Below are 17,704 nucleotides of genomic sequence, written 5' to 3' on the forward strand. Positions count from 1 at the left end.
TATCATGTAGAATAAGGATGAAGTATGATTGGAGGACGTGAGTATATGAAGGATTTAAGCAGCACTCAGTTTTTTCAGGTAGAAAGCGGTCCACAGATTCAGGCAAAAGATATTCTTGAGATTGTGTACAAGGCTTTAAGTGAAAAGGGATATAACCCGGTGAACCAGATGGTTGGATATATCATGTCAGGTGATCCGACTTATATCACCAGCCATAATGGCGCCAGAAGTCTGATCATGAAGATGGAGCGGGACGAGCTGGTGGAAGAGATGCTGAAGACGTATATCGAGCACAATGGCTGGAGATAATGTCTATGAGGATCATAGGATTGGATTATGGCTCCAGGACCGTCGGCGTTGCAGTCAGTGATCCCCTGGGGATCACCGCCCAGGCCGTGGAGACGATTACTCGGAAAGATGAGAATAAGCTCAGGAGAACCTGCGCCCGCATTGAGGAACTGATCAGAGAATATCAGGCAGAGCGGATCGTGCTGGGGCTTCCGAAGCATATGAATAATGATATTGGGGATCGGGCAGAAAAATCTATGGAATTCGGACGGATGCTTGAAAGACGGACCGGCCTTGAGGTCGTGATGTGGGACGAGCGCCTGACGACGGTGGAAGCAGAACGGACGTTGATCGAGAATAAGGTAAGACGTGAAGACCGCAAGAAGTATATTGATCAGATTGCGGCTGTTTTTATATTGCAGGGATATCTGGACCAGATCCGGAATGAAGATGTGTTCGGGGTGTGATGGATCTATGGAAAAAATTAAGTTCATGTCTGACGATATGCAGGAAACAGAATTTTTCGTACTGGAACAGACAACGGTAAATGCAGTGAACTACATTTTGGTGGCTGATTCCGAAGATGATGAGGCGGAATGCCTGATACTGAAAGAGACATCAAAGGCTGGCGCGGCAGAGAGCGTTTATGAGATCGTTGAAGACGATGTGGAGCTTTCGGCCTTGTCCAAGGTGTTTGAAGAACTTCTGGAAGACGTAGAGATTGAAAGGTAATATACGAATGTCTATCAGTAAAGAAAAATTCAAAGAAATGCTGAAAGAAAAAGGGTTAAAAGTGACCAATCAAAGGTTGCTTGTATTAGAGGTGCTCGCAGATCATCGTGATAAGCATATGACTGCGGAGGATATCTATGAACTGGTAAAAGAGGACTGTCCGGAGATCGGACTGGCTACAATTTACCGAACAGTGCAGTTGTTATTAGAAATGCAATTAGTGGACCGGATTAATCTGGACGACGGATGTGTGCGCTATGAGATCGGGGAGCCGGGGCTCGGCGAGGGAAAGCACCATCACCACCATTTAATCTGTAAGACCTGTGGGAAGGTCCTGCCGTTTTATGACGATCTCCTGGAAGAACTGGAGCGTCGGATCGAGGATGAGACAGGATTCCACGTGTTAGACCACGAATTAAAGTTCTATGGACAATGCAGGGAATGCCGGAACAGGCAGAAATAGTACGGAAAAGCACGTGGAGGTGTAAATTTGAAAAAAGAAAACAATGGAAAATTGCGTATCATTCCGCTGGGAGGTCTGGAGAAGATTGGAATGAACATTACTGCCTTTGAGTACGAAGACAGTATTATTGTCGTGGACTGCGGACTTGCGTTTCCGGAGGACGACATGCTTGGCATCGACCTTGTGATCCCGGATGTATCTTATTTGAAAGAGAATATCGGAAAAGTAAAAGGATTTGTGATCACCCATGGGCATGAGGACCACATCGGGGCACTGTCCTATGTGCTTCGGGAGATGAATCTTCCGATCTATGCTACTAAACTGACAATGGGTATCATTGAGCGGAAGCTTACGGAGCATAATCTTTTGCGGAGTACCAGAAGAAAAGTAGTCAGACACGGACAATCTATCAATCTGGGACATTTCCGGATTGAGTTTATTAAAACCAACCACAGTATTCAGGATGCGGCCGCGCTTGCCATTTACTCTCCGGCAGGCATTGTGGTCCATACGGGTGACTTTAAGGTGGATTATACGCCGGTGTTTGGCGATGCGATTGATCTGCAGCGGTTCGCTGAAATCGGAAAGAAGGGCGTACTGGCGCTGATGAGCGACAGCACCAATGCGGAGCGGAAAGGCTTTACGCAGTCTGAACGGACGGTAGGAGTAACCTTTGACCATATTTTTGCGGAACATCAGAACACGAGACTTATTATTGCTACTTTTGCGTCCAATGTGGACCGTGTGCAGCAGATTATCAATACGGCTTGTAAATATGACCGGAAAGTGGTGGTAGAGGGCCGCAGCATGGTAAATATCATCCAGGTGGCTCAGGAGCTTGGATATCTGAACGTGCCGGATAAGACGCTGATCGAGATCGACCAGATGAAGAATTATCCGCCGGAGAAGACGGTGCTGATCACTACGGGCAGCCAGGGCGAGTCTATGGCAGCTTTGTCCCGTATGGCGGCGGATATCCATAAGAAAGTAACGATTATGCCGGGAGATACGGTTATCTTAAGTTCCAATCCGATCCCGGGGAACGAAAAGTCGGTATCCCGTGTAATCAATGAATTGTCTGCAAAGGGAGCAAATGTGATCTTCCAGGATGTTCATGTATCGGGACATGCCTGTCAGGAAGAACTGAAACTGATCTATTCCCTGGTGAAGCCCAAATATGCAATTCCGGTGCACGGAGAATTCCGGCATTTGAAGGCCAACGCAGAGCTGGCGCAGACACTTGGCATACCGAAGGAAAACGTATTTATACTCCAGTCCGGAGATGTTCTGGAGTTAAATAGCCAGGAGGCGAAGGTTGTGGATAAGGTCCATACAGGGACAATACTTGTAGATGGACTGGGAGTCGGCGATGTGGGAAATATTGTACTGCGTGACCGCCAGCATCTGGCAGAGGACGGAATCCTGATCGTGGTGCTGACACTGGAAAAACGGAGCAACCATCTTCTGGCCGGCCCGGATATCGTTTCCCGTGGCTTCGTATACGTAAGAGAGTCTGAGGGACTGATGGAAGAGGCAAGACATGTGCTGATGGATGCGGTGGAGGATTGTCTGATGCATCAGCGCAATGCGGACTGGAGCAAGATAAAGCTGGTAATCCGGGATACGATGAATGAATTCATATGGAAGCGGACGAAGCGCCGCCCGATGATTCTGCCGATCATCATGGATGTGTAAATGTGAACAAACTGTGAAAGGGGACGTACACCTTTGCAAAAGGTGTACGTCCCAAATTGCGAAAAGGGGTGTCCCAGATTGATGAATAATGACAGACTTGCGACATATCTTAAATCGCTGGAGAGTCCGGAAAGGTCCTTCCTTGAACAGGTTGAGCGGGAGGCGCTGGAAAGTTATGTGCCGATCATCCGTAAGGAAACACAGAGTTTTCTTAAGGTGATGCTGGAGATCACGCGTCCTATGCGGATCCTGGAGGTGGGGACGGCGGTGGGCTTTTCTGCGCTTCTGATGAGTGAATATATGCCGGAGGGCGCTCATATTACCACGATTGAGAAGTATGAGAAGAGGATCCCCATTGCCCGGGAAAATTTCCGGAAAGCCGGGAAGGATGATGTGATCACACTGATAGAGGGAGATGCCATGGAAGTGCTGAAATCCCTGGACGGACCATACGACCTGATTTTTATGGATGCAGCAAAAGGACAGTATCCGCATTATCTGCCGGAGGTCTTAAGGCTTCTGGCGCCGGGCGGGGTACTGATGTCTGATAATGTGCTGCAGGACGGGAATCTGATTGAGTCCCGTTTTGCGGTGGAGAGGCGGGACCGTACGATCCACAGCAGGATGCGGGAGTATCTGTATACACTGAAGCATCATAAGAATCTGGAAACCTCAATTCTGCCGCTTGGAGACGGTGTGGCACTCAGTGTGAAGAAGAACGAAGAGAGGAGATAAGTACCATGGAGCGGAAACGTCCAGAATTGTTAATACCTGCCAGCAGCCTGGAGGTATTGAAGACTGCCGTGATCTTTGGGGCAGATGCAGTATATATTGGCGGGGAGGCCTTCGGACTGAGGGCAAAGGCCAAAAATTTCTCGAAGGATGACATGCGGGAAGGAATTGCTTTTGCCCACGAGCATGGGGCAAAGGTGCATGTAACGGTTAATATCCTGGCCCATAACGATGACCTTCCGGGAGTGGAAGAATATCTGAAAGAATTGAAAGAATTGAAGCCTGATGCGCTGATCATTGCAGATCCAGCCATTTTTGAGATGGCAAAGGAGATTTGTCCTGACATCGACCGACATATCAGCACTCAGGCAAATAATACTAATTATGGGACTTATCTTTTCTGGTGGAAGCAGGGAGCAAAGCGGGTGGTGTCCGCAAGAGAGCTGTCTTTGAAAGAAATCCGGGAGATCCGGGATAGAATCCCGGAAGAGATGGAGATTGAAAGCTTTATCCACGGAGCGATGTGCATTTCTTACTCGGGACGATGCCTGCTGAGCAATTATTTTACCGGAAGAGACGCCAATCAAGGAGCCTGCACCCATCCCTGCCGGTGGAAATATGCGGTGGTGGAAGAAAAGAGGCCGGGAGAATATCTGCCTGTTTATGAAAATGAGAGAGGGACATATATCTTTAACTCTAAGGATCTGTGTATGATCGGGCATATCCCGGAAATGATCGACGCGGGAATCGACAGCTTTAAGATCGAAGGGCGGATGAAGACGGCACTCTATGTAGCAACGGTTGCCAGGACCTATCGGAAAGCCATTGATGATTATCTGGAGAATCTGGATAAGTATGAGGCCAACATGCCCTGGTACCTGGATCAGATTTCAAATTGCACATACAGGCAGTTTACCACTGGTTTTTATTTCGGAAAGCCGGACGAGGAAGCCCAGATTTATGATAATAATACCTATATCAGAGAATATACTTATCTGGGGATCATCGGAGGAGAGCGGGACGGCCTTTACCGGATCGAGCAGAGAAATAAATTTTCTGTGGGTGAAACCATAGAGATCATGAAGCCAAACGGCGAGAATATCCAGGTGACCGTTCAGAAGATCCTGGATGAAGAGGGGCAGGAGATGGAAAGCGCACCTCATTCAAAACAGGTTCTCTACGTGGATCTGGAAGGAAAAGCAGAAAAATTTGATATTTTAAGACGTGCGGAAGAATAGTAAATGGCTCTGGATCATCAAAAAATCCAGAGCCATTTTTATGCATGTGTGATAAAAAAGGATAGGAATTATGCGCCGACAGTCACCGCAGAAGCAGTCTCTGCCGCTCTTTTTTTGTGGCCTTTGAATACCAGGCTTCCGACAAAGCCCGCCAGGCTTCCGCCTGCAACGGCAAATGCGAGTGCAAGAACTACCTGGAGAGGCGGGTTAAATGCAAATGGTGCCAGAAGTCCGGGGATTGGCGATGCTGTCCCGGGTGCGTTGTTGATGATCTGGAAAACAGCAGCAGAAATTCCGGCAAGGCCGCCCCCAAAGAAATTTGAACAGTAGATCGGGATCGGGTTGGAAGTCACAATATCCGCCTGGGTCAGAGGCTCCAGCATGACAGCGATCACATTGCTCTTATTTCCCAGCTTCAGTCTTGCAAAGATGATTCCGTTCGTAAAAGAGCCTCCCACACAGGCAATAGCCGCAATTCCCATTGGAAGTCCGGAGAGTCCCAGCATAGCAGTCAGGGCCATAGAGCTTAGCGGTGAGGTACAGATCATTTTCATAATACCGCCAAGAAGGAAGCCCATAACAATAGGGGACTGTTCGGTGGCAGCGGTGATGGTTCCGCCGATGCGGGTCAGGAGAACAGTGACCACCGGATCAGATGCCCAGGCAATGAGATGGGCAAAAGGTGCGATCAAAAGAGCGCCAAGAATGATATTTAATCCTTCGGGCAGTTTCTTTTCAACGATAGGTGAAAGCATTCCTACCAGATAACCCGCGATGAATCCGGGAAGAATACCATACGATCCGACCGCAACGCCGGCAACCACGGAAAGGACCGGATTGGCTCCCATGCTCAGGGGTACCATGATGGCGGCTGCCACTCCGCTAAGACTTCCGGAAGTTTCGCCTACCGTGCGGAAAAAGTCAATTCCTAAAAGATCGCCGGTAATGTATTTGTGGATTGCTTCTACCAGAAAGGTGGCAACGGCAGCATTTGCCATTCCTGACATAGCAAGCTGGCCCTTTGGCATTTTCAGGCTGAACAGTGAGAATCCTGCCAGCGCTACCAGCAGTAATCCAACTCCAGATAAAATAGTCATCATGATTGTTTCCTCCGTTTCTTGTCTGTTTTTGAATATGTCTCTGTCATTTATTGATGAAACAAATATACATATCAGGTTTCAAATAGTTTCAAATAGTATCAAAATTGACAATAAAAAAACGAGCATCATCAGAATTTTGTAAAAAATACACAAAATACTGATGATGCTCCTGGCAATTGAAAGGAACTATTTGTGCACGCTGTATACGACCAGTGCATTTAAGAAATTTTTGATCTTTACATTTCCGTGGCGTTCACTTTTGCCGCGGATAAAATCCATTTCCCGCCGAACCTGTTCAAAATTGTACAGGGTATTGGAATATTCTGTAAAAATTTCATTGCCATAATCCTCCAGACCCAAATGAGCCAGGTTAACGAGCCCGGCAGCCGCGGCCCGGCGGATCCTCTGTTCCATGGATTTGGGAGAGTCGCTGAAACGGCTGCACAGTTCATTCAGTGTTAATTCACTGATTTTTGCATGGTTCTGGATCATATATTCTACCACAGTTATGATATCCCGGCTTCCGATGTCACCGATGATCCCAAGTCTCTGGAGAATCGTCTGCAAAGTGACCATAGATTCGTTTCGGGAAGGCAGAGGTTGTGTGTCAGCAGAGGTTTCGGCGGAGCCTGCCTGTTCTTCGGGCAGAGCTCCGGGGATATCTTCCGTGAAAAGCTCCTGCATTTTCTGAAGAGTGCGTTTCATCGACAGGTTCTGACGGACCTTCTGGATAACGTTTTCTACCTCGATACTGTTGACGGGCTTCTGGATGAAAAATTCAATCCCTGCTTCATAGGCGGCGGAGACCATTTCTTTGGAAGAAACCTGGGAGAGCATAATAAAGGCGGTATCCGGCAGCCGTGTCCTTGCATGTTCCACGAAGGTGATCCCGTCCATCTCGGGCATCAAAAGGTCCACGATGATAATATCCGGTTTTAGTTCGAAGACATCCTCCAGTCCTTCGTGTCCATTACTGCCGGTTCCGCATACGGTTCCGAGCTCCCGGTCGGTAATGATCTGTTTTAAGATCATCCGTATATGTTTGTCATCATCAAGCAGGTAAAATTTCATTAGTATCATCCTTTCTGCGTAAAAGTTGTCTTTGGTACTGTGATTGTAAACGTAGTTTTTCCGGGGACGGACTCCAGGGAAATGGTGCCGTGGAACTGGTCCTTTATCAGATCATGTACCAGATTAAGGCCGAGTCCCCTGCTGACCTCTCCGGTTTCATAATTAATCTTGGTAGAAAATCCGGGACAGAATATTTCCGGCTGGTTTTCTTCCGGAATGCCGGGACCGTGGTCGGTAATCTGGAAAATACGGTTGTCTCCGGAAAGTTTCTGGACGACTTCAATTTGTACGTAAGAACTCTTTTCTGCCTCCAGTGCATTGGTAAAGAGGTTGCGGAAGATGGACATCCAGGCGTAATGTTGTCCGGTATACAGCCTGTGTGGAAGATGGAGCGAGATGGACACTTCTTTTCCGGAGTCTTTGCCAAGGCGGACCGTGGCGTTTTTCAGAACATTCAGGATTTCATCCAGATACATGCCGTCGCTTTTCACTTCCTGATCCAGAACCTCAGAAATTCCCCGCATGATCAGCAGATATTCTTTTTTGATCTCATGGATATCCTTGGATACTGCAAGTGCGGACCGTGCCTGCTCTTCCAGTGCCGGACTGTTTTTTAACTGTTCATACAGATGGTAGGAGGTATTCATAGTCTGTTCGATTAAAGTTGTATTTTTGTCCATCCACAAAACCTCTCCGTTCAGACGGGAGATCAGAAGAAGGAGCTCCTGATAGCGTTTTTCATGTTCTCTCCGGAGGAGGATCCGCCTGTACTGCCGGAAGACCAGGAGCACACAGGCGATGACCAGAGTCCGGAGGACGGCTACCAGGAAGATGCCCAGCTGAGTGGATGGATGAAAGGCATCAGTGCCGGCTCGGAATAGCAGCTCTAATAGGTTGGAAATATAATCGATTCCAACCAAAAAAGGCAGAAGAATCCGATAGCCCGCCGCCTTTTTTTGACGGAGCCGGTCACAGAGATACAAAAGAAGTCCGTAGCTGATATAAAAAATCATCTCAGGAAACAGCCGTTCCGCCGCCTGCAGATCTCCATACCGGAGAAAAGAGAGGAACAGCCGCATCAGAAATACGCCTGCAGCGGCGCACAGCGTGGTTGCAGGCAAGGGGAAATCCGTTGTCAAAAACAAAAATAAAGGCAGCAGAGTGACTGCTACGGAGATTTCAAAATCTGCAAAGAAAAGGTTTACACTCAGCTGTGCTGCCAGAATAACGACCAGGCTGCACAGAGCTATCCGCTGATAGGTTTTATTCATAAAACAGCTCCATGATAAAAAAGATTGATATATTTACTATAACTTTTTCCGGGGTTTTTGTATAGATAATTTTACATGGAAAAGCACAAAAAAAGAAAATGTGACATAGATTATATCAAATACGCCAAGAGGTGCTTTTCTTGAAGTCTTTTCCCCAACCCCTCACAGCCTCCGAAGAAAGAGAATATATGCAGAGATATACGGAGGGTGATCTTGAAGCGAAGCATATACTGATTGAACGGAATCTGCGCCTCGTAGCCCATATTGTGAAAAAGTACCAGACTTATGAAGAAGAGACGGAAGACTTGCTTTCCATCGGAACCATAGGACTGATCAAGGCGGTAGTCACGTTTAACCCCGATAAGTGCGTGAGACTCGGAACGTATGCCGCAAGGTGCATCGAAAATGAAGTGCTGATGTACCTGCGCTCAAAGCGGAAATCTTCGAGGGATATCTCTTTGTATGAACCTATAGGGACGGACCGTGAAGGAAATGAGATCCAGCTCTTTGACATTATTGAAACAGAAGAGGAAGACGCACACCACAAGGTGGAGCTTGGAGAAGACATCCGAAGGCTTTACCAGAAGGTAGAATCCGAGCTGTCGCCAAGAGAGCGGACTGTGCTGAAAATGCGTTATGGGTTATATAACGAAGAAGAATATACGCAGCGGGAGATCGCCGGACAGTTAGGCATCTCTCGTTCTTACGTTTCCAGGATTGAAAAAAGCGCGATCGAAAAGCTTCGGAAACATTTTCAGATGGGGACGTAGACTTTTTGCAAAAGTCTACGTCCCCATCTGAAAAACAGGGTGTCCCTTTTTGAAAAACCCCCTGTCCCCGGTTGACAGGGGAAGAGGGATACGATAAGATATTGTCACCTATTCAAAGCTGGAGTGTTATCGGATGCTCTGTTCAGAGCTTTGAGTTTTCTAACGGCTGTTTCGGCCAGTTGTTCCAAACAAGAGAAGATAACTGAAAATATGAGACCCATAATATGTGGACGGTAAAGAGAAAGGGGTGTGCAAATGGCGTTTAGTGTTGTGCTGTCCGCCGGAATCCGGGGGATGCATGTGGAGCTTGTGCATGTAGAGGCAGATATCAGTAATGGTCTGCCTGTGTTTCATATGGTGGGATACCTGTCATCGGAAGTGAAGGAAGCAGCGGAGAGGGTGCGCACTGCGATCCGCAATGCAGATATCGTTCTCCCTGCAAAGAAGATCATGGTTAATCTGGCTCCGGCGACGATGAGAAAGAAAGGGGCGTCTTATGACCTGCCGATCGCGCTGGCCGTGCTGGCCTCTCTTGGTGTGATCCCCAAAGAAGAGCTGGAACGGGTGCTGGTGATCGGAGAACTGAGCCTTAGCGGACATGTGCGGAAGGTTTCGGGAATCCTTCCCATAGTGAAGCAGGCCCGGGATGCGGGATGTCATACTTGCATCCTGCCCCTGGCGAATCGGACAGAAGGAAATCTGGTAGAAGGGATCCGTATGATCGGGGTTTCTCACCTGAAGGAAGCTCTGGGGTATTTGACTCATACTTTGGAACCAGAAGCTTTAGCAGGCCGGGAGGGAAAAGAAGAAACTGACGGTGCGGCGGAAGAACTGACAGAACTTTTGGATTTCGCCCAGGTAAGAGGGCAACAGGCTGTGAAGCGGGCGGCCGAGGTGGCGGCGGCAGGCGGGCATAATCTTTTGCTGGTGGGTCCGCCGGGCAGCGGGAAGTCCATGATCGCAAGGAGGATCCCCACAATCCTGCCGCCGCCCACGGAAGAAGAGAGTATGGAGATTACCACGGTTTACAGTATCCGGGGTATGGTGGATGAAAGGCATCCGCTGATCACAGGCAGACCCTTTCGGGAAGTCCATCATACAGTGACAAGGGCTGCCCTGATCGGAGGAGGGGCGGTTCCGGTTCCAGGAGAATTAAGCCTGGCTCACGGGGGTGTTTTATTCTTGGACGAGCTGACAGAATTTCAGAAGTCAGTCCTGGAAATGCTCCGTCAGCCGCTGGAAGAGCGGCAGGTGATAATTGCCAGAAGTCACGGGTCTTACTGGTTTCCGGCGAACGTCATGCTGACAGCGGCAATGAATCCCTGTCCCTGTGGAAATTTTCCGGATATGGGGAAATGCAGCTGTACTCCGAGCCAGATACGGAGATATCTAAGCCGGGTGAGTCAGCCGTTCCTGGATCGGATGGATCTGTGTACAGAGGCACCGAAGATTGCGTATGATGATCTGAAGGGGACGGTAAAGGAAGAGAGTTCGGAGGAAATCAGGGAACGGGTGTGCCGGGCAAGGAAGATTCAGACCAGAAGGTATGCGGGGACAAGGGTTTTGTCCAATGCGATGCTGGGCTCCGGAGATCTGGAGCAGTACTGCGCTCTGGATGCAGAGGGGGAAGCGCTAATGCGAAAAGCGTTCCTTGCATTGGATCTTACGGCACGGACCTATCACAAGATCTTAAAAGTCGCACGTACGATCGCAGATCTGGACGGCAGCGAACACATTCAGGCGCCTCATCTGAAAGAGGCGGCAGGCTACCGGACTATGGACAAGAAATACTGGGGCAGATGAAAAGGAGACAAAATCATGATGTATGAATACTGGCTGGCGAAAGTGAGGCCGTTATCGGCCAGGAAAAAAAGAAAGCTGAAGGACGCATATGGCAGTGCCAGAGCCGTATATTATATAGAAGAAAAAGACCTGCACAGGCTGGGAATTTTGACAAAACAGGAGATCCGGCTGCTGTGCCGGAAAACGGAATCAGAAAAGCAGCTGGAAGAGGAGTGGAAAAAGCTCGAAATGGCCGGGATACAGATGATACCATATGGCGCGCCAGAGTATCCCCAAAGATTGACACAAATCCAGGATCCGCCTTTTGCGCTTTTTGTCAAGGGGGATCTTCCGCCGGAAAATCAGCCGGCGGTAGCAATTGTAGGAGCAAGAAAATGTACACCTTACGGGGAGCAGATGGCTTTGGAGTATGGTGAGGCAATGGCCGGAGCGGGGATTGCGGTAATCAGCGGAATGGCAAGGGGAATCGACGGCGCCGGTCAGAGAGGAGCACTGAACGGAGGAGGGAGGACTTATGGGGTGCTGGGTTGTGGTGTGGATATCTGCTATCCGAGAGAACATATTGGCCTTTATACAGATATCATGAAAAATGGCGGGATCCTGTCAGAACGCATACCGGGAGAGCCGCCGCTGCCGGCCTATTTTCCGGAACGGAACCGTATCATCAGCGGGCTTGCAGATGTAGTTCTGGTCATGGAGGCGAAAAGAAAAAGCGGATCGCTCATTACGGCAGATCAGGCATTGGAACAAGGCAAAGATGTCTACGCCCTGCCGGGGCCGGCAGACAGCCCTCTAAGCGAGGGGTGTCATCAGCTGATCCGTCAAGGGGCAGGAATCCTTTTGTCGCCGCAGGATCTTTTGGAGGAACTGGGGATGGAGAGAATCTGCATTATGAAAAAATCTGACAAGAATAAAAAAATGCTTGAAAGTCCCGAAAATATGGTGTATAGTTGTCTCGGTTTATTTCCAAAGGACGTCAGCTATATTATAGAAGAAACAGGATTGGAGCCGGGAAGAGTCATGGAGGCTCTGATCACGCTGGTACTTGAGGGATATGCCAGAGAAATATCAAAAAATCATTATGTCAGAGCCGAAAAGGGCCCTGGCAGAAAAATATAAAACGGAGGAAAGATATGGCACGCTATCTTGTAATCGTGGAGTCACCGGCAAAGGTGAAAACAATCAAAAAGTTTTTGGGGAGCAATTATGTTGTAATGGCATCCAACGGCCATGTGCGCGACCTGCCCAAAAGCCAGCTTGGCATCGATGTAGAGCATGACTTTGAGCCAAAGTATATCACGATTCGAGGGAAGGGTGAGATTTTGGCGGCATTGAGAAAGGAAGTCAAAAAGGCGGACAAAGTATATCTGGCAACCGACCCGGACCGGGAAGGAGAAGCGATTTCCTGGCATTTAAGCCAGGCGCTGAAGCTGGATAAAAAGAAAACATATCGGATCAGTTTTAATGAAATTACGAAAAGCGCGGTCAAGGCGTCGTTAAAAAATGCAAGAGAGATTGATTCTGATCTGGTAGACGCTCAGCAGGCAAGAAGAGTTCTGGATCGGATTGTAGGCTACCGGATCAGCCCGCTTTTGTGGGCAAAGGTAAAACGGGGATTAAGCGCGGGGCGTGTGCAGTCAGTCGCACTGCGCATTATTGCCGACCGGGAAGAAGAGATCAATGCCTTTATTCCGGAGGAATACTGGACGCTGGATGCAAACCTGAAGGTGGAAGGGGAGAAAAAGCTCCTCAGAGCCAAATTCTATGGAAAAGGAAATAAAAAACTGACCATCGGATCCAGGGAAGAGATGGAGCAGATATTAAAAGAACTGGAGGGGGCGGAGTATACAGTAGACGAGATCCGCAAAGGCGAAAGGGTCAAGAAGGCTCCGGTACCTTTTACAACCAGTACTCTGCAGCAGGAGGCATCCAAAGCTCTGAATTTTGCTACCTCAAAGACTATGAGGATTGCCCAGCAGCTATACGAGGGAATTGATATCAAAGGAAATGGAACAGTAGGTCTGATCACCTATCTGCGTACGGACTCTACAAGAGTATCGGCAGAGGCGGATCAGACTGTGAGGGAATATATCGGCGGTACTTACGGCCCGGAATATGTGGCCTCCAGAGATATTTCCAGTGCCAGGGACGGCAGGGGAGTACAGGATGCTCATGAGGCAATCCGGCCTACAGATGTTACGAGAACACCGGCGGCTATGAAGGATTCCCTGACCAGAGACCAGTTCCGTCTCTACCAGCTGGTATGGAAACGTTTTGTGGCAAGCAGGATGCAGCCGGCTAAATATGAGACTACCTCCGTGAGGATCGCGGCAGGGGAATATCGGTTTACAGTAGCCGCATCCAGGATAGCGTTTGAAGGATTCCGGTGTGTATATACAGAAGCCGATGAAGAGAAGGAAGAAAATAACGTGCTGGTAAAAGGGCTGGATGAGAATGCAAAACTTTCCAAAGAAAGCTTTGAGACGAAACAGCACTTTACACAGCCGCCGGCTCACTATACGGAGGCCGCTCTGGTCAAAACCTTAGAGGAGCTTGGGATCGGACGTCCCAGTACCTATGCGCCGACGATCACCACGATCATTTCCAGAAGATATGTGGCGAAGGAAAATAAAAATCTTTATATGACAGAGATTGGCGAGGTAGTCAATAACATCATGAAGCAATCATTCCCCAGCATCGTGGATGTGAATTTTACGGCAAATATGGAAGGACTGCTGGATGGTGTTGCAGAAGGGAAGGTAAGATGGAAAACTATTATCGAGAACTTCTATCCGGATCTGGATGCTGCTGTGAAGAAAGCGGAAGAAGAGCAGGAAAAGGTAAAGATCGAAGATGAAGTGACCGACGTGATCTGTGAGCAGTGCGGTCGGAATATGGTGATCAAATATGGCCCTCACGGAAGATTTCTGGCCTGTCCCGGATTTCCGGAGTGCCGGAATACCAAGCCATATCTGGAAAAGATCGGTGTGCCCTGCCCTGTCTGCGGTAAAGATGTAGTGATCCGCAAGACAAAAAAAGGCAGAAAATATTATGGCTGTGAGGATAACCCGAACTGTGAATTTATGTCATGGCAGAAACCATCGGTAAAGAAATGTCCGCGCTGCGGAAGCTATATGGTAGAGAAGGGAAATAAGCTTCTGTGCAGTGATGAGACCTGTGGTTATGTGGAAGATAAGAGAAATGTAAAGAATATTTAGAAAATTTGTTGAATGTTTATATAATGTATGATAATATTACTTTCAAAGGATGGAGGATTGCCATGAGTGTACAATTATTAGATAAAACAAGGAAAATCAACAAATTACTGCACAATAACAATTCCAGCAAGGTCGTATTTAACGACATTTGTGCGGTACTGACAGAAATTTTGAATTCCAACGTGGTTGTGATCAGTAAGAAGGGGAAGGTGCTGGGCTGCAGCAAATGCGAGGGCGTGCCGCTGATCGAAGAGCTTATTGAACAGAAGGTAGGAACGCATATTGACGGGATGCTGAATGAAAGGCTCTTAAGTATCCTTTCTACGAAGGAAAATGTTAATCTGGAGACCTTAGGCTTCTCCGCTGATGTGGTGAAGGGGTATCAGGCGATCATCACACCGATCGATATCGCCGGCGAACGGCTGGGAACGCTGTTCATCTATAAGATTGACCAGATTTATGAAATTGATGATATTATCCTGAGTGAATACGGAACCACGGTGGTAGGGCTTGAGATGTTAAGGTCTGTCAACGAGGAAAATGCGGAAGAAAGCAGGAAAGAGCATATTGTCCAGTCTGCCATCAGCACGCTGTCATATTCCGAACTGGAAGCGATCATCCACATTTTTGATGAGCTGGATGGAACAGAGGGAATCCTGGTAGCCAGCAAGATTGCAGACCGTGTGGGAATTACCAGGTCTGTGATCGTAAATGCGCTCCGTAAGTTTGAGAGCGCCGGTGTCATCGAATCCCGTTCTTCCGGTATGAAAGGAACTTACATCAAGGTAGTCAATGATTATGTATTTACAGAGCTGGAGCATATTAAGGCTGAGCGCATGCAGAAATAGGAGAGGGACTTTATGTACGAAGAGTGTTCTGCCAGGCTCCGTATGGTGCGGGTCATTTTAAAAGACGGATATCTGGATGAGGTTTCTCATCCGTGCAGTGTAATAAAGTATCGTCCGGAGGAGGAATGCATATACTTATTAACGGAAAACAAACTTTCATCGTTTTCTCTGGATGGAATCTATGAATGTCAGATTGATACCGGAAAAGGGACCCTTGCCTGTACCGGAATGCTGCTGGAGCGTTACTGGAATAAATCAGGGAATGTGATCAAATTCCGGATTCAGAATGGATTTTATAAAAATCTTGTAAACTAAATAAAAGTGTGTTGACAAATCCGAAAGAGAGTGCTATTTTATACCTAGAGTTTTTCAGCACTCTCTTTTAGTGAGTGCTAACAAATAGATTTAAATCTAAGGAGGCATATTCTATGAAACTAGTACCATTAGGCGACAGAGTTGTATTGAAACAGTTAATCGCAGAAGAAACGACCAAATCCGGGATCGTGATCCCCGGACAGTCAAAAGAGAAACCGCAGCAGGCGGAAGTAATTGCTGTAGGGCCTGGCGGAACAGTAGACGGAAAAGAAGTAGTGATGAACGTGTCTGCCGGACAGACGGTCATTTACTCCAAATATGCGGGAACCACCGTTGAGATCGATGACGAAGAGTACATTATTGTAAAGCAGGATGATATCCTGGCAATCGTAGAATAATCAACCATTTTAGTTTATTAGGAGGCAGTAAGATCATGGCAAAAGAAATTAAATATGGCGCCGAGGCCAGAAGCGCACTGGAAGCAGGAGTTAATCAGCTGGCAGATACAGTAAGAGTTACACTTGGACCAAAGGGACGCAATGTTGTCCTGGATAAATCCTTTGGAGCACCGCTGATCACTAACGACGGTGTAACGATCGCAAAAGAGATCGAGCTGGAAGATGCTTTTGAGAACATGGGAGCACAGCTGATCAAGGAAGTTGCTTCCAAGACAAATGACGTGGCCGGAGACGGAACTACCACAGCTACCGTACTGGCACAGGCTATGGTGCACGAAGGAATGAAGAACCTGGCAGCAGGCGCAAATCCGATCATCCTTCGTAAAGGTATGAAGAAAGCGACAGATACAGCAGTAGAAGCAATCGCTAAGATGTCCAGCAAAGTAAACGGCAAAGATCAGATCGCCAAGGTTGCAGCAATTTCTGCCAGTGACGAGGAAGTAGGCGAGATGGTAGCAGACGCTATGGAAAAAGTTTCCAACGACGGTGTTATCACCATTGAAGAGTCCAAGACCATGAAGACAGAACTTGACCTGGTAGAAGGTATGCAGTTTGACCGCGGATATGTGTCTGCATACATGGCAACTGATATGGATAAAATGGAAGCAAACCTGGAAGATCCATACATCCTGATCACAGATAAGAAGATCTCCAACATCCAGGATATCCTTCCGCTGCTGGAGCAGATCGTACAGTCCGGAGCAAGACTTCTGATCATCGCAGAGGATATCGAAGGCGAGGCGCTGACTACCCTGATTGTAAACAAACTGCGTGGAACCTTCAATGTAGTAGCAGTAAAAGCACCTGGATATGGCGACAGAAGAAAAGAGATGCTCAAAGATATCGCAATCCTGACAGGCGGAGAAGTGATCTCCGAAGAGCTGGGACTGGATCTTAAGGATACAACAATGGAACAGCTGGGTCGTGCAAAATCCGTTAAAGTACAGAAAGAAAACACTGTTATCGTAGACGGACTTGGCGACAAGAAAGCTATTGCAGACCGTGTGGCTCAGATCAAGAATCAGATTGAAGAGACCACTTCTGATTTCGACAGAGAAAAACTTCAGGAGAGACTGGCAAAACTGGCCGGCGGCGTAGCAGTGATCCGTGTAGGTGCGGCTACTGAGACAGAAATGAAAGAAGCAAAACTTCGTATGGAAGATGCCCTGGCAGCTACCAGAGCAGCTGTTGAAGAAGGTATCATCGCAGGAGGCGGATCTGCTTACATCCACGCTGCAAAAGAAGTGGCTAAGAAGGTAGCAGAGATGGAAGGCGATGAAAAGACAGGCGGAAATGTAGTCCTGAAAGCGCTGGAAGCTCCGCTGTACCGCATCGCTGCCAACGCAGGACTGGAAGGATCTGTTATCATTAATAAAGTATCCGAGTCTGAGCCTGGCATTGGATTCGACGCACTGACAGAGCAGTATGTAGATATGGTAGAGAGCGGTATCCTGGATCCTGCAAAGGTAACAAGAAGCGCACTTCAGAACGCGACCAGCGTAGCAGCTACACTTCTGACTACAGAGTCTGTTGTGGCAAATATTAAGGAAGAAGTACCGGCTGCAGCACCGGCAGGCGGCGGAATGGGAATGATGTAATTCCCGGATAAATACAGTTCACACTGTGAGCCATAGTCTGGTTCTCACAGATAAAAGTGAAAATTTTGAAAACTCCCCTTAGGGGGAGTTTTCTTTTTGTGTAG

18 protein-coding genes are annotated in these 17,704 nt (G+C 48.0%); 15 read left to right on the forward strand and 3 right to left on the reverse strand.

Translation table 11 applies throughout. From position 1 onward, the window contains the following. The first annotated feature begins 45 nt into the window (after positions 1–45). The 7 genes from BKD12_RS13025 to BKD12_RS13055 all read left to right on the forward strand — a co-directional run bounded on the left by BKD12_RS13025 (position 46) and on the right by BKD12_RS13055 (position 5,148). Positions 46–309 carry an IreB family regulatory phosphoprotein gene (locus BKD12_RS13025; protein WP_070089779.1) on the forward strand — a complete coding sequence of 88 codons (264 nt, stop codon included), beginning with the start codon at positions 46–48 and terminating at the stop codon, positions 307–309. A 5-nt stretch (positions 310–314) separates the two neighbouring features. Continuing rightward, entirely contained in the window at positions 315–755 is a 441-nt protein-coding gene (gene ruvX / locus BKD12_RS13030; RefSeq protein WP_070089780.1) for a Holliday junction resolvase RuvX, read from the forward strand. A gap of 7 nt (positions 756–762) precedes the next feature. Further along, positions 763–1,020 (forward strand): DUF1292 domain-containing protein, encoded by a 258-nt coding sequence (locus tag BKD12_RS13035; protein ID WP_070089781.1) that lies wholly within the window; start codon positions 763–765, stop codon positions 1,018–1,020. A 7-nt stretch (positions 1,021–1,027) separates the two neighbouring features. Further along, positions 1,028–1,483 (forward strand): Fur family transcriptional regulator, encoded by a 456-nt coding sequence (locus tag BKD12_RS13040; protein ID WP_070089782.1) that lies wholly within the window; start codon positions 1,028–1,030, stop codon positions 1,481–1,483. Between the two features lie 27 nt (positions 1,484–1,510). After that, the gene (locus tag BKD12_RS13045; RefSeq protein WP_070089783.1) at positions 1,511–3,178 is read left to right on the forward strand and encodes a ribonuclease J; all 1,668 of its coding nucleotides are present in this window, start codon (positions 1,511–1,513) and stop codon (positions 3,176–3,178) included. Positions 3,179–3,259: 81 nt separating this feature from the next. Beyond that, positions 3,260–3,913: an O-methyltransferase gene (locus tag BKD12_RS13050; protein ID WP_330385611.1), complete on the forward strand. Its 654-nt coding sequence runs from the start codon at positions 3,260–3,262 to the stop codon at positions 3,911–3,913. A 5-nt stretch (positions 3,914–3,918) separates the two neighbouring features. Beyond that, positions 3,919–5,148 (forward strand): peptidase U32 family protein, encoded by a 1,230-nt coding sequence (locus BKD12_RS13055; RefSeq protein WP_070089785.1) that lies wholly within the window; start codon positions 3,919–3,921, stop codon positions 5,146–5,148. A 68-nt stretch (positions 5,149–5,216) separates the two neighbouring features. Here BKD12_RS13055 and BKD12_RS13060 read toward each other — a convergent pair whose 3' ends face one another. The 3 genes from BKD12_RS13060 to BKD12_RS13070 form a co-directional block, all read right to left on the reverse strand. After that, positions 5,217–6,245: a PTS sugar transporter subunit IIC gene (locus BKD12_RS13060; RefSeq protein WP_242872775.1), complete on the reverse strand. Its 1,029-nt coding sequence runs from the start codon at positions 6,243–6,245 to the stop codon at positions 5,217–5,219. 189 nt (positions 6,246–6,434) lie between these two features. After that, complete coding sequence (locus BKD12_RS13065; protein ID WP_070089787.1) at positions 6,435–7,319, reverse strand: response regulator; 885 nt, start codon at positions 7,317–7,319, stop codon at positions 6,435–6,437. A 5-nt stretch (positions 7,320–7,324) separates the two neighbouring features. Further along, positions 7,325–8,590: a sensor histidine kinase gene (locus BKD12_RS13070; RefSeq protein ID WP_070089788.1), complete on the reverse strand. Its 1,266-nt coding sequence runs from the start codon at positions 8,588–8,590 to the stop codon at positions 7,325–7,327. Positions 8,591–8,778: 188 nt separating this feature from the next. Here BKD12_RS13070 and sigK point away from each other — a divergent pair, with 188 nt between their 5' ends. From sigK to groL, 8 genes are all read left to right on the forward strand, one after another. Next, the gene (sigK, locus tag BKD12_RS13075; protein ID WP_242872774.1) at positions 8,779–9,360 is read left to right on the forward strand and encodes an RNA polymerase sporulation sigma factor SigK; all 582 of its coding nucleotides are present in this window, start codon (positions 8,779–8,781) and stop codon (positions 9,358–9,360) included. 255 nt (positions 9,361–9,615) lie between these two features. Next, positions 9,616–11,163, forward strand: coding sequence for a YifB family Mg chelatase-like AAA ATPase (locus BKD12_RS13080; RefSeq protein WP_070089790.1), 1,548 nt, complete (start codon positions 9,616–9,618; stop codon positions 11,161–11,163). A 15-nt stretch (positions 11,164–11,178) separates the two neighbouring features. Continuing rightward, positions 11,179–12,282, forward strand: a complete 1,104-nt coding sequence (gene dprA, locus BKD12_RS13085; RefSeq protein ID WP_070089791.1) for a DNA-processing protein DprA — start codon at positions 11,179–11,181, stop codon at positions 12,280–12,282. A 14-nt stretch (positions 12,283–12,296) separates the two neighbouring features. After that, positions 12,297–14,381, forward strand: coding sequence for a type I DNA topoisomerase (topA, locus tag BKD12_RS13090; protein ID WP_070089792.1), 2,085 nt, complete (start codon positions 12,297–12,299; stop codon positions 14,379–14,381). Between the two features lie 62 nt (positions 14,382–14,443). Beyond that, positions 14,444–15,229 (forward strand): GTP-sensing pleiotropic transcriptional regulator CodY, encoded by a 786-nt coding sequence (gene codY, locus BKD12_RS13095; RefSeq protein ID WP_070089793.1) that lies wholly within the window; start codon positions 14,444–14,446, stop codon positions 15,227–15,229. A gap of 12 nt (positions 15,230–15,241) precedes the next feature. Further along, entirely contained in the window at positions 15,242–15,544 is a 303-nt protein-coding gene (locus tag BKD12_RS13100; protein WP_070089794.1) for a hypothetical protein, read from the forward strand. A gap of 113 nt (positions 15,545–15,657) precedes the next feature. Continuing rightward, entirely contained in the window at positions 15,658–15,942 is a 285-nt protein-coding gene (locus tag BKD12_RS13105) for a co-chaperone GroES (protein ID WP_070089795.1), read from the forward strand. A 35-nt stretch (positions 15,943–15,977) separates the two neighbouring features. Further along, on the forward strand, positions 15,978–17,600 hold the full coding sequence (gene groL / locus BKD12_RS13110) for a chaperonin GroEL (RefSeq protein WP_070089796.1): 1,623 nt from the start codon (positions 15,978–15,980) through the stop codon (positions 17,598–17,600). Positions 17,601–17,704 lie beyond the last annotated feature (104 nt).

Origin of the sequence: Merdimonas faecis (assembly GCF_001754075.1) — a bacterium.
In the GTDB taxonomy this organism is placed as follows: Bacteria; Bacillota; Clostridia; order Lachnospirales; family Lachnospiraceae; genus Merdimonas; species Merdimonas faecis.

Coding starts and splice junctions, on each gene's coding strand:
- BKD12_RS13025 (WP_070089779.1), top strand. CDS start 46: ATGAAGGATTTAAGCAGCACTCAGTTTTTTCAGGTAGAAAGCGGTCCA.
- ruvX (WP_070089780.1), top strand. CDS start 315: ATGAGGATCATAGGATTGGATTATGGCTCCAGGACCGTCGGCGTTGCA.
- BKD12_RS13035 (WP_070089781.1), top strand. CDS start 763: ATGGAAAAAATTAAGTTCATGTCTGACGATATGCAGGAAACAGAATTT.
- BKD12_RS13040 (WP_070089782.1), top strand. CDS start 1,028: ATGTCTATCAGTAAAGAAAAATTCAAAGAAATGCTGAAAGAAAAAGGG.
- BKD12_RS13050 (WP_330385611.1), top strand. CDS start 3,260: ATGAATAATGACAGACTTGCGACATATCTTAAATCGCTGGAGAGTCCG.
- BKD12_RS13055 (WP_070089785.1), top strand. CDS start 3,919: ATGGAGCGGAAACGTCCAGAATTGTTAATACCTGCCAGCAGCCTGGAG.
- BKD12_RS13060 (WP_242872775.1), bottom strand. CDS start 6,245: ATGACTATTTTATCTGGAGTTGGATTACTGCTGGTAGCGCTGGCAGGA.
- BKD12_RS13065 (WP_070089787.1), bottom strand. CDS start 7,319: ATGAAATTTTACCTGCTTGATGATGACAAACATATACGGATGATCTTA.
- BKD12_RS13070 (WP_070089788.1), bottom strand. CDS start 8,590: ATGAATAAAACCTATCAGCGGATAGCTCTGTGCAGCCTGGTCGTTATT.
- sigK (WP_242872774.1), top strand. CDS start 8,779: ATGCAGAGATATACGGAGGGTGATCTTGAAGCGAAGCATATACTGATT.
- BKD12_RS13080 (WP_070089790.1), top strand. CDS start 9,616: ATGGCGTTTAGTGTTGTGCTGTCCGCCGGAATCCGGGGGATGCATGTG.
- dprA (WP_070089791.1), top strand. CDS start 11,179: ATGATGTATGAATACTGGCTGGCGAAAGTGAGGCCGTTATCGGCCAGG.
- topA (WP_070089792.1), top strand. CDS start 12,297: ATGGCACGCTATCTTGTAATCGTGGAGTCACCGGCAAAGGTGAAAACA.
- codY (WP_070089793.1), top strand. CDS start 14,444: ATGAGTGTACAATTATTAGATAAAACAAGGAAAATCAACAAATTACTG.
- BKD12_RS13100 (WP_070089794.1), top strand. CDS start 15,242: ATGTACGAAGAGTGTTCTGCCAGGCTCCGTATGGTGCGGGTCATTTTA.
- BKD12_RS13105 (WP_070089795.1), top strand. CDS start 15,658: ATGAAACTAGTACCATTAGGCGACAGAGTTGTATTGAAACAGTTAATC.
- groL (WP_070089796.1), top strand. CDS start 15,978: ATGGCAAAAGAAATTAAATATGGCGCCGAGGCCAGAAGCGCACTGGAA.